This is a genomic window from Caproiciproducens sp. CPB-2 (genome assembly GCF_036287215.1).
Classification (GTDB): domain Bacteria; phylum Bacillota; class Clostridia; order Oscillospirales; family Acutalibacteraceae; genus Caproiciproducens.
The window spans coordinates 1,961,227-1,974,450 of record NZ_CP142860.1; the positions used below are offsets into that span (position 1 = coordinate 1,961,227).

General features: G+C 36.3%; 17 protein-coding genes and 1 pseudogene. 2 read left to right on the forward strand and 16 right to left on the reverse strand.

Features of this window, described 5'->3' with window-relative positions; all coding sequences use genetic code 11:
• Positions 1-164 precede the first annotated feature (164 nt).
• Both VXK30_RS09780 and VXK30_RS09785 read left to right on the forward strand, forming a co-directional pair.
• Positions 165-644, forward strand: a complete 480-nt coding sequence (locus VXK30_RS09780) for an acyl-CoA thioesterase (protein ID WP_275717101.1) — start codon at positions 165-167, stop codon at positions 642-644.
• Between the two features lie 125 nt (positions 645-769).
• The gene (locus tag VXK30_RS09785; RefSeq protein ID WP_275717099.1) at positions 770-940 is read left to right on the forward strand and encodes a hypothetical protein; all 171 of its coding nucleotides are present in this window, start codon (positions 770-772) and stop codon (positions 938-940) included.
• A gap of 10 nt (positions 941-950) precedes the next feature.
• Here the strand turns inward: VXK30_RS09785 and VXK30_RS09790 are convergent, their stop codons facing one another.
• The 16 genes and pseudogenes from VXK30_RS09790 to VXK30_RS09865 form a co-directional block, all read right to left on the reverse strand.
• Complete coding sequence (locus VXK30_RS09790) at positions 951-1,223, reverse strand: hypothetical protein (protein WP_275717097.1); 273 nt, start codon at positions 1,221-1,223, stop codon at positions 951-953.
• Between the two features lie 103 nt (positions 1,224-1,326).
• A pseudogene (locus VXK30_RS17180) lies at positions 1,327-1,452 on the reverse strand (sporulation initiation factor Spo0A C-terminal domain-containing protein); the annotation flags it as partial.
• Positions 1,453-2,116: 664 nt separating this feature from the next.
• Entirely contained in the window at positions 2,117-4,441 is a 2,325-nt protein-coding gene (locus tag VXK30_RS09800; RefSeq protein ID WP_275717940.1) for a hypothetical protein, read from the reverse strand.
• A 75-nt stretch (positions 4,442-4,516) separates the two neighbouring features.
• Positions 4,517-6,520, reverse strand: a complete 2,004-nt coding sequence (locus tag VXK30_RS09805; protein WP_275717939.1) for a phage tail protein — start codon at positions 6,518-6,520, stop codon at positions 4,517-4,519.
• Entirely contained in the window at positions 6,520-6,753 is a 234-nt protein-coding gene (locus VXK30_RS09810; protein WP_275717938.1) for a hypothetical protein, read from the reverse strand. The genes VXK30_RS09805 and VXK30_RS09810 overlap by 1 nt, the downstream gene beginning before the upstream one ends.
• Before the next feature lie 23 nt (positions 6,754-6,776).
• Positions 6,777-7,175, reverse strand: a complete 399-nt coding sequence (locus tag VXK30_RS09815) for a hypothetical protein (protein WP_275717937.1) — start codon at positions 7,173-7,175, stop codon at positions 6,777-6,779.
• A gap of 16 nt (positions 7,176-7,191) precedes the next feature.
• Complete coding sequence (locus VXK30_RS09820) at positions 7,192-7,764, reverse strand: hypothetical protein (protein WP_275717936.1); 573 nt, start codon at positions 7,762-7,764, stop codon at positions 7,192-7,194.
• Between the two features lie 2 nt (positions 7,765-7,766).
• Complete coding sequence (locus VXK30_RS09825; RefSeq protein ID WP_275717935.1) at positions 7,767-8,192, reverse strand: hypothetical protein; 426 nt, start codon at positions 8,190-8,192, stop codon at positions 7,767-7,769.
• Entirely contained in the window at positions 8,193-8,498 is a 306-nt protein-coding gene (locus VXK30_RS09830) for a hypothetical protein (RefSeq protein ID WP_275717934.1), read from the reverse strand. It abuts the gene before it with no gap.
• Positions 8,499-8,512: 14 nt separating this feature from the next.
• Positions 8,513-8,824, reverse strand: a complete 312-nt coding sequence (locus VXK30_RS09835; RefSeq protein WP_275717933.1) for a hypothetical protein — start codon at positions 8,822-8,824, stop codon at positions 8,513-8,515.
• A 1-nt stretch (position 8,825) separates the two neighbouring features.
• Complete coding sequence (locus VXK30_RS09840) at positions 8,826-9,206, reverse strand: hypothetical protein (RefSeq protein ID WP_275717932.1); 381 nt, start codon at positions 9,204-9,206, stop codon at positions 8,826-8,828.
• Between the two features lie 82 nt (positions 9,207-9,288).
• The gene (locus VXK30_RS09845; protein ID WP_275717931.1) at positions 9,289-10,128 is read right to left on the reverse strand and encodes a hypothetical protein; all 840 of its coding nucleotides are present in this window, start codon (positions 10,126-10,128) and stop codon (positions 9,289-9,291) included.
• Between the two features lie 21 nt (positions 10,129-10,149).
• The gene (locus tag VXK30_RS09850) at positions 10,150-10,722 is read right to left on the reverse strand and encodes a DUF4355 domain-containing protein (RefSeq protein WP_275717930.1); all 573 of its coding nucleotides are present in this window, start codon (positions 10,720-10,722) and stop codon (positions 10,150-10,152) included.
• Positions 10,723-10,826: 104 nt separating this feature from the next.
• Entirely contained in the window at positions 10,827-11,075 is a 249-nt protein-coding gene (locus VXK30_RS09855) for a hypothetical protein (protein ID WP_275717929.1), read from the reverse strand.
• Positions 11,076-11,087: 12 nt separating this feature from the next.
• Complete coding sequence (locus VXK30_RS09860) at positions 11,088-11,975, reverse strand: minor capsid protein (protein WP_275717928.1); 888 nt, start codon at positions 11,973-11,975, stop codon at positions 11,088-11,090.
• Positions 11,968-13,218 carry a phage portal protein gene (locus VXK30_RS09865; RefSeq protein ID WP_275717927.1) on the reverse strand — a complete coding sequence of 417 codons (1,251 nt, stop codon included), beginning with the start codon at positions 13,216-13,218 and terminating at the stop codon, positions 11,968-11,970. Before VXK30_RS09865 ends, VXK30_RS09860 begins: the two co-directional genes overlap by 8 nt.
• Positions 13,219-13,224: the final 6 nt, after the last annotated feature.

Sequence of the window (13,224 nt, forward strand, 5' to 3'; positions counted from 1 at the left end):
GCAATTCCATTTCAGTTTGCAAGACAAAACACGTTCCTCCCCCGCCTTTGGCGGGGGAGGAACGTAACCTTGTTGCAGAATTAACTGGAAATGCTGTATTGAGTTTTTTCCAAGGATCGTATATGATTGAGTGTATGAATTCATTGATAAGGACTGGTGGTACTATGAACGAGTTACCGGCAAAAAGGGTGTCGGATTCTGAAACGGAACAGATACAGGTCATCTTCGAGAACGATCTGAACGGCCAGGGACGTGTTTTCGGCGGGCGGCTCGCCTCCTGGATCGACATTGTCGCGGGGACCGTTGCGCGCAGGCATTCCAACCGCAATGTCACTACGGCGGAAATCGACACGCTCCGGTTCAAAAGCCCCGTTTACATGACCGACCTGGTGGTTTTACACGGCAGGATCACTTACGTCGGAACGACTTCGATGGAAGTGCGCGTCGACAGCTTTTCCGAGGACCTGTCGGGCCAGAGAAGGCTCGTGAACACGGCATATCTGGTTCTTGTAGCGCTTGACGAAAACGAAAAGCCGACTCCCGTTCCCGGCTTGATCTGTGAAAGCTTTCAGGAAAAAATGGAATGGGAAGCCGGCGAAAAGCGGCGCAGGCTGCGTCAGCAGCGCCGCCTGGAAGCATACTGAAAACGCCTGTCGACCCGGCATTGCATCCGAAAATAAAAAATTTTGCACTTCCTGATTTCCGGGCTCTGAATGAAACGCCGTGTACGGTGTTATACTAAGCCTGTGAACCGAAGGGAGTGAATGATATGCCTGACCGACCCGATCATTGGGAAACCAACCGGGACAGCAAAGAAAAAATCACCCAGCAGGGAAAAACTCCCAAAGAAGTACAGGCCGACCTTTTGGCGGGAGAACCGGATGATTTGGCCATCGATTTTACAAATATCATTGATTATCGCGGAGGTGGATCGAACTGATCCGCCTCTTTTATTTGTTGGTGGAAATACTGACCGTATTTGATTTTAAATTTTTGCAGACATAAACCTCCGTATGATAAACCTGGTCGACGTAAACATACAGGATGTCGTCCGCGCTGATCTTCGTGAGGCTGACCAGCTTCAGATTATCCGGCACCTTGCTCTGCGCGCCGGCGTCGGCGGCTTTGCCCGCAGCTCCCGTGTTGGCGGTATTTTTACAGCCGGTGAAATTCAGCGTCGTCACAAGCAGAAGGATTCCAAGGATCAATATGCTTCGTTTCATAGCAATCACCACCCCGTGTTAAATAAAACTCCTTTACTTTAAAGGCAGAATAAAAATTCACATCCGATAAAGTAAAGGAGTGCATAGGATTTAAAAATGAAAATCAGCTTGCGCTTTTCATGTGGAGCCGGAGCCTGTCGCTGATCATTGCAATGAACTCACTGTTGGTCGGTTTTCCGCGCGTATTGTGGATGGTATAGCCGAAATAGGAATTGAGGATATCCACATCACAAAGCCGCATTATTACTGGATTTATTAAGTTTTTCAAAAAGTCCTGAACCAATGAATGTTTTAATTCCACTCATATACTTTATTGGTCTAAATCCCATGTCTTCATTGGTCTGAGTATATCACGCTAGACCTATGAATGCAAGCTACAGACCAATCAAGGTTTGAAAAAAGGGCTGTTTTTGATTTATTGGGTTAATAATCAATATTGGAATTATAAGAAGTAATACGAATACCTTCAAAAATATCTATTTTATCGTTTCTTTATTCATTTTTCTGCTATATACTAATGTTGAGGTGATAGAATTGATAGACACTATTAAAAAATCATGGGACTTGCTCATACAAATATTTGTCTTATTCTTGAGAATTATTAGTTCACTTTGGAATTCAATGTCACCTACTACTCAAAAATGGATCATAGGACTATTCATTACTTCATTTATATTATGGATCATTAAAAATATTGCCTATCATTTTAAATATAATATTTCACGAATAGAAGGTTTCACCCATCGACAAGCTAAAAAGAAAGCACAAAATACTATTGATACTATTGATTTAATTTCTTCTGTTAATGATTTACATAATACTTTTAAAAAATAATTAGCAAAAATAATTTCATAAAAAAACGGCCTAAGCTATTGCCTAAGCCGCCCATAAAATCACACATCATTATCTGTCAGAATCCCATTCGTAAACTGCAAGGTTCTTGTACTGCCGTCTGAACGAGTAATACCAACTTGCGTTGTTTTACCTTCTATTCCATTTGTTCTTAAATCACTTACATCAAGATATCCAATATACACAGGAGTATGATAAGGAAACGAAACGCCTGCGCCTTCAAATGTAATCCCGTTTCCAGCAGAGATAATTAAACCTGCTTGTCCTCCATATTTTATTGACCCAGCCTCTATTCCATTACTATCAGGCCACGAAATATTTCCTGAAAATGTACCAGATTTCATATTAACTTCGCCTGTATCCATGTCCAATGAATACTTACCGTTGGCAGATTGAAGCGTTCCTGTAGTAATATTGTCAGCGACAAGATGAATAACATCAATTGTCCCTGCATCAATTGTTCCAGCAACAATAGCATCAGCTACAAGGCCATATACAACCTTTCCATTTGGCAATGTGATTTTTCCCAAAGCCGTTTTAGCAGTTTGAAAATTATCATCAGAGAAAAGGAGATTATTCTTATTCAGCCACATTTCCTCTTTCTCAAATTTACCAGTTGAAGGGTCTTTTGCCCTACCATGGATACCAGTATTATCAATGCTGATATCTTCATTAGTGGAGGAAATAACCTTATTTAGTGTAGCATTTAAAGCACCTGTCCGAAACGCTTCAAAGTCATCAATTTTCCCACTCTTTACAGCGTAATCCCAAGTCGATTTACTTTCGGCAATGGTGTTATTAGCCTTGGCTGCTTTCGTGTAAACCTCTTGATAAGCGGTAAATCTATCATGGATTTTCATTTGATTGCTAACCTTGATCTTTAGTTCCTTATTTTCATAGTTGATCTCATACTGCAAAAGCATCATATCAACTCTATTATCTGGACTGGTTTCTACATGAATAATTTTTCCCAATTCGAATTGATCTCTAAAGACATTGAATTCAGGAATCAATAAGAAATTATTACAATCTATCTCAAAACTTGAAACAGGCTGACATATCTTTTTAAGCTTCTTCAATCCATCCGCATATAAGGCATATTGTAGCTCTTGCTTTTGAGCATAGGTATAATTACTATCTGCTTCAATATATTCATTCTTATAATCATTCTCAAAAATAAAATTGCTTAATTCACTATACTGATTTGCAGTAAAGTTATTTTCCAGCTTCAGTGAATTTTGTAAATTAGACAACCGTGAATAATCATTATTTATTTCTGTCTGTTTACTTATAATCTCATTATTTTTGTTGCTGATTTCTGTATTCTTAATATTAATTTGAGCCTGTACAGATGAGTAATCTTTTCCATCACTGGACAAATCTGATTTTTCATCTTCTAAAATCTTTAGTTCACTTTGTAAAGTTGCAAGGCTATTGTTCAGGTTTTCAAACTCCGTTTTATGCTGCTTTATAACAGACAATAAAGAATCCAATTTTGCTTGATTGTCTGAGACTTTTTTCTCCCATGTATTAATTGCATCTATTAAACTTTGGGACATCCAATCTGTGTTTTTATAATAGCTGAAGTCAACGATATAATTTGTTCCTAATGGATTGACTTCACTAATTGATAGGTCATTGGAACCAGACACCGTTAATGCGGTTATTATATTATCCGCTGTTTGGTTTATATCTAAATTTTTGACTACATTGTTATAAGTTAAGAAAACATCTGTAGATTCAATTTCACTATTCAAATCTATTACATTTATAACTCTATTTTCTATATCAAAATCGCAGATACAGCCAAAAGCTTTTCCTATATCGTTGGAAAGAAAAGTATAAATACCTTGATTCGTATCGTCAAAAGAGCGATATGTATTTAATACAGATTGAGGTATATTCCCTAATGACCAAGTAGGACATAAGGCTAATACTTTTCCCATTATAGACATTGACGGAAATTGAGGATCATAAAATTTATAATTTCCTGCATCAATCTTTATTTTTCTATTATTTAATTCAAGTTCACATGATGAAGCCTTTATATCAGAATATGGATTTATACCGTCATTCTTTTCAGTGGATTGAGTTATAATAAAATAGCCTAAATTTTCTACATGAATATACCGATGTAAAGCAATATACTGGTAACATTCGCAAGCTCTTGATGTATCGATTATCCCTATATCCTTATCTCTAATGTATTTATAAACATTAACAGATAATTCAGATAATCCATTAAAAGTCGGTTTAATATCCAAATTGCTATAAGAAACAATTGATGCCAATGATGTATTGTTTGGATTACATATAGATAATTCTGGATTTTCTGGTCTATTAAAGTGGTCAAAATTAACTTGCAATGATTTTTCTTACCTCCATATAAAAAAGTTACCTATGCGCCATTACAGGAACATAGGTAACTTTAATTATTTATGTTATACATTGGGAACAAACCCACTGTTGATATTTAAAGTTTTCATTTGGTCAAAAACTTGATTAACCGTATCTTTTGAGGATTTATCCAGTAATTGCTGAACTTTTTGAATAGTTTTATTATCTGCATTCCCCTGTACAGTGATATTCCCCTGCTTTATGGTCAAAGTAATAGGAGAAGAGGATATAGGAATTGCAGACCGACTAGACGATAACTGTAAATTACTTTTCAAAGCATTGAATTTCTGATTAATATTTGCACCGATGTCAAAATCAAAACTTGTTGGAACAGCATTTTGCATCCGCTTAGAAATATCAGCCATATTATCAGTAAATCCATTACCCAAGCCCTGAGCCATATAGCCACCCAATGATGCAAACACAGTTGAAGGAGAATGAATACCTAATTTACTCTTAATTTGATCAACCAGATTATCACAGAATCCGCTTACCTTGTTCCATAGCCAAGATGCAGCATCACTGATCCCCTGCCAAATTCCCTTAATCAAATTTAATCCAACCGTTCCCATCTGACTATAATAACTAGCAAATCCCTTAACTATTGATCCGATAATTTGCGGTATTGCTATAATAAGCTGAGGTATGCTTTTAATCAAAGCACCTGCTAGGGCAATAATCAATTGAATCCCTACTGACACAATTTTAGGTGAATTATTTGCTATCGCTGTTACCAGTTTATCAATAATAACTGGTGCTTTAGCAATAAGCTGAGGCAACGCATTTATTAACCCAAGGGCTAATCCTTGCAAAAGCTTCAGGCCTGAATCAACTATCTTATCAACATTGGCAATTAATGTACTTGCCATCGTAATAACTGTATTTACAATCTGAGGTATAAGTTGAGGTAGTGCGGATGCAAGTCCGTTCACCAGACTCAAAATGACCTGAACACCACAATTTAATATCATAGGCAGCATAGATAAAAGCGTACTGGATATTTGCGGAAATATCCCCATGACTGACTGCACCAATGTCGGTGTATTTGTTAAAATTGCCCCTGCCACTGCTGGCAGTAACGCCGTTACCACAGACAAGATTTTAGGAGTAATATTAACTACCTGCGTAACCAAGCTATTAATTAAAGTAGTCGCACCACTTGTAAACTGTTCTTCTGCCCCCTTAGTACCAGTAAGTAAGCCTGAAAATCCAGTAAACAAATTAGTGAATGCTCCTTGAGACTGATTTACAAAACTTAAGATGCCACCTAAAGCCTGATTTGCCATAGGTAATAAGGATTGTCCAAATGCACCGGCTAAATCGGTTACTTTTAACTGTGCTATTCTCATCTGGTTCGCCAAACTATTTGAAGTTTTGGAGAAATCCCCTTGTGCATCTTTAGAAGCATTTAAAAGATAATTATATCTCAATGTTGCCTGTTCTGATTGTGTCATGCTGTCATAGGTTTTACCCAACCCCTGTGACATAGCAAAAGCATTCAGATTAGCAACCGACATATTAATGCCAAGCTGTTTTAACGGCTCTGTTTCACCGCTTATGCCTGACCGTATCTTCTCAAATGCTTCAGAAGGATCAAGGTTATAGAATGAAGCCATATCACCGGCAAGACCAACCATTTTAGTTGACATATCGGAAACTTGATTCCCTGTAAGCCCCATTGACTTGAGCATACTTCCCATGGTTCCGTTATACTGTTTTGCTGATAATTCGCTCATTCCAAAAGAAGTAGCTGCTGATTTTGCCCAATTATTTATTTTTGACGCATTTCCTCCAAAAGTCGTATCAACAACATTTTGAACCTCATTCAAATCAGAAGCGGTTTCAATGCCCTTTTTACCAAATGCTACAAGAGCACCACCGGCAACAGTAACGCCAGCACCGATTGTTTTACCCAAAACACCGCCAACAGTTCCTAATCCGCTTTTAAACTTGTCGAAATTTCCTTGTGCTTTAGTCATTCCTGAATTGAATTTGGAATCATCTAATTCAATCTTTTGCTTGTATGTCATTAAATCCACAGAAGGCATTATAGACCACCTCCTATCTTTTGAATTCTCTTCATATCAGGTTCAGTAACATGTTGCTCCTGTCGAGAGTCTTCAGCCAACCCCTGTCCAAATAAAGATAACTGATCCTGATAACTTTCAAAATTCAACTGCTGAATCCAATACAAATGACATAGATAAACGATATAGGGCATCTGCATCACTTGTTCAAATGAATTTCCAGTTTCTTTTTCAACAAGCACAATATCCCTCATGATATAAGAAACCCCACTGGAATTTATTTCTTTTCCAGTGGGGTCTTGCTGTTTGGGATTTGCTTATTAATTTGTTTTGCAAACTCTTCTGTAGGTAATGCTCCTTTAATTGAATTTTCCATGAAATCATTGAATAGGTTAGACAAACATCTTAGCAACACAAGGTCTGATAACTCTGTCCTTACTGTATCCATTGTGATTTCTTTTGTTTTATCAAGTGATAAAATTTCAAAAGCAAAGTTCTGAAGAACGGTTGTTGCATCCTGTAGTGATTTGCAAACATTTGTTTTCTTTTGTAAATTCTCAAGCTTTACCATCTTTTCTACTGTCAAGCTTGCTGGAATTTTATATACCGTTCCACTCGGAAGCTTAATATCTAGTGATTCAGGCTGTAAAGCACATAAGTCTATAATTTCTGCCATAATTTAATAATCCTCCTTATACCACATCGTTATAGTCGTTATCAAAGAGTACATATTTTTGCTTTCCATTAATCTGAGTGGACAATGCTGCAAACTCATAATTCGTACTTACTGCATCTTCTCCCCATGCAAATTGCTGTTCACCAATAAAAAGTGCTTGCGGAATTTTAACAGTAAGTTTATGCCCTGTCTCTTTATCTGTATGTACAAAGATAAGGTAACATTTTCCTGCTACTTCATTGCCGATACTAAACGTTTGTACTTTCTTTGTAGTATCATCCGTAAAGTCACCGCCATAGATGAATTTATAAAGATTCTCCAAATTGAAAGTGATAATACCAGTTTTAAAAGTTACATTTCTTTCTTTTAGAGCCTTATAAATTAGTCCTCTGTTAGCACCTTTTACATCCTGCATCTCATCTTTAATAGAAAGACTAGCGTTTTCTTTTATAGCACCAATATTTACAAACTTTGCTAAATCCTCATCAGTAGGAATTGCAAGATTAGAAATATCTTTAGATTTTGCAATAAAAAGTTCGCCGCTCCCCAGCATCAGAGGTTCTGTATTTTGTACTGTAGGTAAAGCCATAATTAACACACTCCTTTTGTTTGAATTTTAAAATATATTATTACGTTAAAATTATTTGTTTCTGCATTTTTAGCAATACCGCCGCCATTGACAAGTTCCGATGTCAGTATCGTTACATTTTCATCTTTAATTGTTTTTGTATTTCTAGGATCATCAAGTAGCTCTATAATTTTATCTTTAACAGATAAAAGTTTTGAAATATCCTTACCGATAATATCAAACTCAACTTGATCAGCCGTAATATAACCACCTGACAATTCTTTCATTTTTAATATGACGTAGTTGTTCGCTGTGATTTTTTCCGGCTTTTCCGCTGTAAAAATACAAACAATGTCTTTACTATTAACCGTTACTGTCAATAGATTTTTTATTGTAGTATCATTAATGAGATATTTTCGCAACACCTCATATTTACCCAAAGAATTCATTTACTTCACCTTTTGCAATTCCTCTTCAAACATCCGTTTGATTTGAGAAAGATTCTGATCAACAGCCGGTTCAAGGAAGGGCTGGTTCTTTTCTGCCCAATACGCATACTCTGTTCCGGCACCAACATAACCGGCAATCTCATTCGGATTATCCTCTACCTCATGAGTAATGCTGCGTTTAGTTGCACCAGTATCTACAGGGCAAAGCTGTTTTGCATCCGCTTCAACAGTAATAACTGCCCTTTCCATTGCTTTTAAGGCGTTTTTATGGTTCAATCTCATAGCTTGCTGATATGTCATTTCCATAGTAAACACCGCCTTTATTTATTATCAAGCATAATATCATAATAATCGTCCCAATTAATCAGCTTAACAATTTTATAACTTTCCCCGTTGTACTGTACTGTCATACCATTTTGTAAAATTGAATCAACATCACAAAATACACGCTTAGTGCAATCCACCGTAAAGCCATAATCTTTATAAGCTAATTCTTTTGTGTATGGCTGAATATCACAGGGAATTGTTTTAACAACAGTTTCAGTTCCATTATGCCATATACCGCTGTCATCTAAATATCCTTCACCTTGTCCAATAACTTGAATCTGCTTATCATAAAACCAGTTAGTCATATTACAGCACCTTCAATTTTGGTAAAGGTAAAGCAGCTTTGACTTCGTTGGTTAATCCATCAGAATCAATACTAATGGTTGCATTGGAATAAGTGGCACTTCTGCTTCCCTGTGATTGCTGAGTAATCAACCGTTCACCTTTTGCCGTTTTGGTATTTACGGTATCGTTATTAAAATAAGCTGTAGCCAAACTATATACAGCGGTAATATAATCAGAATTGAATGTATCCCATCCTGTATATTTCAGAATAGCCTTATATGCTTTATCAACAGATAAGGCAATAGGAATATCATTTGAAGTGTCTGTGCCAGATATGGACAACAAAATTCTAATATCTAATATTTCTGTTTGATATTTTGTTTTTAAGTCTGTTAAACTCATATTTCACACCCTTAATAAATCAAAAGGGACAGCCTATTGACTGCCCCATCCGATTAACTGTTATTATAGATTAAGCTATAGATTAAGCTTTTGGAGCATTTGCTTTAATATAAACAGCGGCAGCTTTACTAACAGCATGTTTATATACCCAACGTCCCTGTACAGCACTTGCGCCAATATGCTTACCATCACCATTCAAATCCTGAATTCTCGGTGCAACGATCCATTCCCTAATTCTATGGCACCAGCGGCTATGACCGGCGATAAATTCAGTTCTTACGGCAAGTAGGTTAGAAACCTTCACAGCAAAACCGCTGTACATACCAATATAACCCTCTGCAACCATCTGCTGAGAAAGATCAGACTGCTTAATAAAGTTAGTGGTATCCTTCAGCATAAGAGCGTATGTAGCCGGTGAAACAATAAGAAAACGATTTGTCATCGGCACATTAGCAACCGTTAAGGCAGTCATTGCATCTACAACCGCTTCATAAACTGTACTCTTAGTAAGTGCAGTTGTATTAGTGGATTCTGTACCGGAAGCTTCAAGGGTAGTAATAGCATCCTGATCCAAAATCTTTGAGCCTGTATAGGCAGCACTATCAAGTCTATCAGCAATCTTATTATCTGGAACAGCGGCTGCATCATATCCGTCTATTACCTCATTGATAGCAACATCATGAAAGTCTGTTACAGTCAAATAAGTTGTATCACTGGAGGTAAGTTCTTTACCAGTAATGGGATCATAGTTACCGGAAGCTACTTCTGAATCACGCACAGGAATTTTAACGGCACCAGCTTTAGGTTCACCTTCGTAATCTGTATTAAATACGGGAGTAGTACCAGCATCAATAGTAACTAGTTCTGCTCTAAGTTTTGCATCTACCAAATTTGAATATCTTGTCTGAAGTTCATTTGCCATAATTATCAATCTCCTTTATTTTTAATGTTTTATAAGTTGTGGGTTTTTGTTGTAAAATGCCTTCTCCACACCATCCATATTTGAAGGTTCGGTATTGGAAGGAATATGTCCTGAAGACTTAAGCTTTTCATTTACAGCGTTATCAACCGCTGTCTGAAATGCTTTTTCAAAGGCTTTCATATTTTTATTCGTACTATCTTCATCTGTTCCAACCAAAAAATCAACCATATCAATAGGAAGATTTTTAGTCGTTGCATATTTGATAGCATTGGCGGTTAAGTCTTTTTTAAGACTATCCGCTTTCATTTGCTCCAGCTGAGACTTGATTTTATTCAGCTCAATATCTTTCGGATCAGTACTTGGATTTCGCTTTTGAATCTCTTCATCAACAAGTTTTGAGAGATTATTTTGCTTCCAAGTATCGAGTCCCTTTGAAAAGAAACTGTCCAATTTAGGTTGAATAGCCTTTTTCCCGTTTTCAGATTCAAGATATTTATTTACTCTGTCATCTGTCATCAGACCGGTAACATAGTTATTAAAATCCTCAGAATCCTTATAATTGTCAAGTTCAGTTATTACATCTTTAAATTCCATAATAAATTATTCTCCTTCTGCCCTTTACGTTCGACTAAGACCATAAAGTGCGGTTAATTGTTTATATAAAAATAGCTCAATCCAAAAAGAGGACTGAGTTAGATTTATGCTTTATTATTATTTAACGGTTTATTCAATACGCTTTTTTCGCCAAATCGGTCACAAATTATAATAATTGCTCCGTACCATTTATGGCAGCGGAACTTATTTGAACACTTATCGCATTTATGACCAAATGCGGCTCTATTTTTTGGTGAAATAAAGTCCTTCACAGGATCAATATTAAATTGTGCTCGTTCTTTTTCCTTTGCCAATGCCCTTTGTGTGGGCTGTGGCTTCTTAAATTCTGCCAATATGTCACTCTCCTAAATTCCTTTTGAATCTTTCCATTTATCAAATGTAGAATAATTAGTAATGGTCTTTTTCCCTGTTTCAGGATTTTCAATATTCTCTAATTTTCGTGTAGGCTTCCAACCCTCAATAACAGGAATGATACAGCAGCGGCACATCGGATGTCGAGGGTTATCAGGATGATTATCTTTCGGAAAATACTGTCCATCCAATGAAGCACAAACTTCACAGGTATTGCCCTCAAGCGTTGCATCCCACATAACCCTTTGGACAACATCAGAATCATTATATATTTGATCCTGTGCCATACTCATAGCCCTTGCCGTTTCCGTATTGATCAATCTGCTGGCCTGATAAGCAGTAACCCCATAATCTTTTTTAATCTGTCTGGCAAGCTTTTCAGGACTTTTACCGCTCACTAAAGCCTTGCGAACATCATTATAGATCCGGTTGGTTAATGCCTTTTGGTTGTTCCAGATACGATCACTAAAGGTCATTTTATCAATTGGAGTATTAATAGCAGCTTCAATCATTTCAGGTCTTAAAATAGAAAAATCGATATTGGCTGTTATGCCTTTATCGATAACATAAGCTGTTCTATAATATGACTCTGAATATATATCAGGCAGTAAATCAGAAGTTTGTTTTACATTAAAAGAACCTAAATTATTTGCTTGCTTTACTAATTTATCTTTCAAAGACATTAATTCACTGTACCGCTGTTTAGAAGATATATTGATGACTCCATCCACTTCATATCTCTGAACAATTCCAGCTATTTCATTTTGGATATCATCCAATGCCTTTTTATAAGCCCTTAAAAGTTCCTGCTTTGGCTTTTTAGCCTTGTTAATACAGTCCTTTTCAATCTGTAAGATATCATTTTTAAATTTATTATTCATTTGTTAATCCAACTTTTGATAAATCAATCTGCTGTTCGTCTTCCTGCTCTTTTCTGATTTTTGCCATTTCTTCCGCTGGATTCTGAACCCAAGGAATTTGACTTAAAGCAGTTTCAGTAGAAATCTTGTCCCCAAGCTGATTGATTGTCTGTGCTATTGTTAAAATATCCTGCGGAATGCAAGGATTAAAAGTAATCTTAATATCTTTATAATCATATGTAAGATTTTTTAGATTCAAATACTGAAACAGAAACCACATTCGGTCAGTAATCGTATTACAGATAGCATCAAACACTGTTTTACAACGCTGTTCAAGGAAAACAAGCCTTGTTCGCAATGCAACCCCACTGGTATTGGACTGAAGCTTTTCTTGGGCATCAATGTGGTCACAGATTTCATATATATCCTTTTTGATTTCTGAAATCATGTTTTGAATATATGAATCGTTCATCTCCTTCATCAGCCAATTTACCTTGCCGTCACCTTTTGGATTAAGAATGCCCTTGGTTTTAAGTAATTCCGCTGTTTCTTCATCTACATCTGCACCTGTAACAACCAAATATGCTGATCTGTAGTCGGAAATAACGTTAATCTGATCGCTCATGACCTGGTTCAAGCTATCGTTAAGATCCTTAATTTTATTATATATAGTCTTTTCTGCCCCTAAATAGCAAACAGATACAGGAACACCAGAGAAGATATTTTCTTTTGTATTAATCAAATTTCCGTCCTGATATATTTCAATTTTGTCAGGATAATAGATATCATAATATTCAGAATTGTCATACCGCTGTTTATAGAAATGAATAAACAACTGTGGAACATTATCAGAATCGCAATAAACTATCGAATTCGAAGGATTCAGTATCCTTGAGGAAAACTCCCCTCGTTCGTTTATGTAATACAATTCATAAGCTAGGCCATATATTTCAAGCTGTCGCATTAATTCCTGATTATGATTTTTATTCCAATGGGATAACTGATAATCTATATCATTAATTTCCTGCTCGTTACTGCTTTTACTGATATAGGTGAGTCCATTGCCAAAGCAATAGCTAAGTTCCTCTTCGATAAACTTATGAACATAATTCACTACTGTAATATTATTTGCCCTATTAGGTTCATGTTTATATGTACTTAAAATATCATGTTTCCCATCATAGTACCGCTGCATCTTTGCGAATAGATCACTATGACCATGATAGTCATTAATCATATTTATTATAATTTCATCTGTATTCAAAAATTC

What these genes read in the sequence shown, in the direction of transcription:
- VXK30_RS09780 (WP_275717101.1), top strand. Translation starts at nt 165, where the DNA reads ATGAACGAGTTACCGGCAAAAAGGGTGTCGGATTCTGAAACGGAACAG.
- VXK30_RS09785 (WP_275717099.1), top strand. Translation starts at nt 770, where the DNA reads ATGCCTGACCGACCCGATCATTGGGAAACCAACCGGGACAGCAAAGAA.
- VXK30_RS09790 (WP_275717097.1), bottom strand. Translation starts at nt 1,223, where the DNA reads ATGAAACGAAGCATATTGATCCTTGGAATCCTTCTGCTTGTGACGACG.
- VXK30_RS09805 (WP_275717939.1), bottom strand. Translation starts at nt 6,520, where the DNA reads ATGCCTTCTGTGGATTTAATGACATACAAGCAAAAGATTGAATTAGAT.
- VXK30_RS09810 (WP_275717938.1), bottom strand. Translation starts at nt 6,753, where the DNA reads ATGAGGGATATTGTGCTTGTTGAAAAAGAAACTGGAAATTCATTTGAA.
- VXK30_RS09815 (WP_275717937.1), bottom strand. Translation starts at nt 7,175, where the DNA reads ATGGCAGAAATTATAGACTTATGTGCTTTACAGCCTGAATCACTAGAT.
- VXK30_RS09820 (WP_275717936.1), bottom strand. Translation starts at nt 7,764, where the DNA reads ATGGCTTTACCTACAGTACAAAATACAGAACCTCTGATGCTGGGGAGC.
- VXK30_RS09825 (WP_275717935.1), bottom strand. Translation starts at nt 8,192, where the DNA reads ATGAATTCTTTGGGTAAATATGAGGTGTTGCGAAAATATCTCATTAAT.
- VXK30_RS09830 (WP_275717934.1), bottom strand. Translation starts at nt 8,498, where the DNA reads ATGGAAATGACATATCAGCAAGCTATGAGATTGAACCATAAAAACGCC.
- VXK30_RS09835 (WP_275717933.1), bottom strand. Translation starts at nt 8,824, where the DNA reads ATGACTAACTGGTTTTATGATAAGCAGATTCAAGTTATTGGACAAGGT.
- VXK30_RS09840 (WP_275717932.1), bottom strand. Translation starts at nt 9,206, where the DNA reads ATGAGTTTAACAGACTTAAAAACAAAATATCAAACAGAAATATTAGAT.
- VXK30_RS09845 (WP_275717931.1), bottom strand. Translation starts at nt 10,128, where the DNA reads ATGGCAAATGAACTTCAGACAAGATATTCAAATTTGGTAGATGCAAAA.
- VXK30_RS09850 (WP_275717930.1), bottom strand. Translation starts at nt 10,722, where the DNA reads ATGGAATTTAAAGATGTAATAACTGAACTTGACAATTATAAGGATTCT.
- VXK30_RS09860 (WP_275717928.1), bottom strand. Translation starts at nt 11,975, where the DNA reads ATGAATAATAAATTTAAAAATGATATCTTACAGATTGAAAAGGACTGT.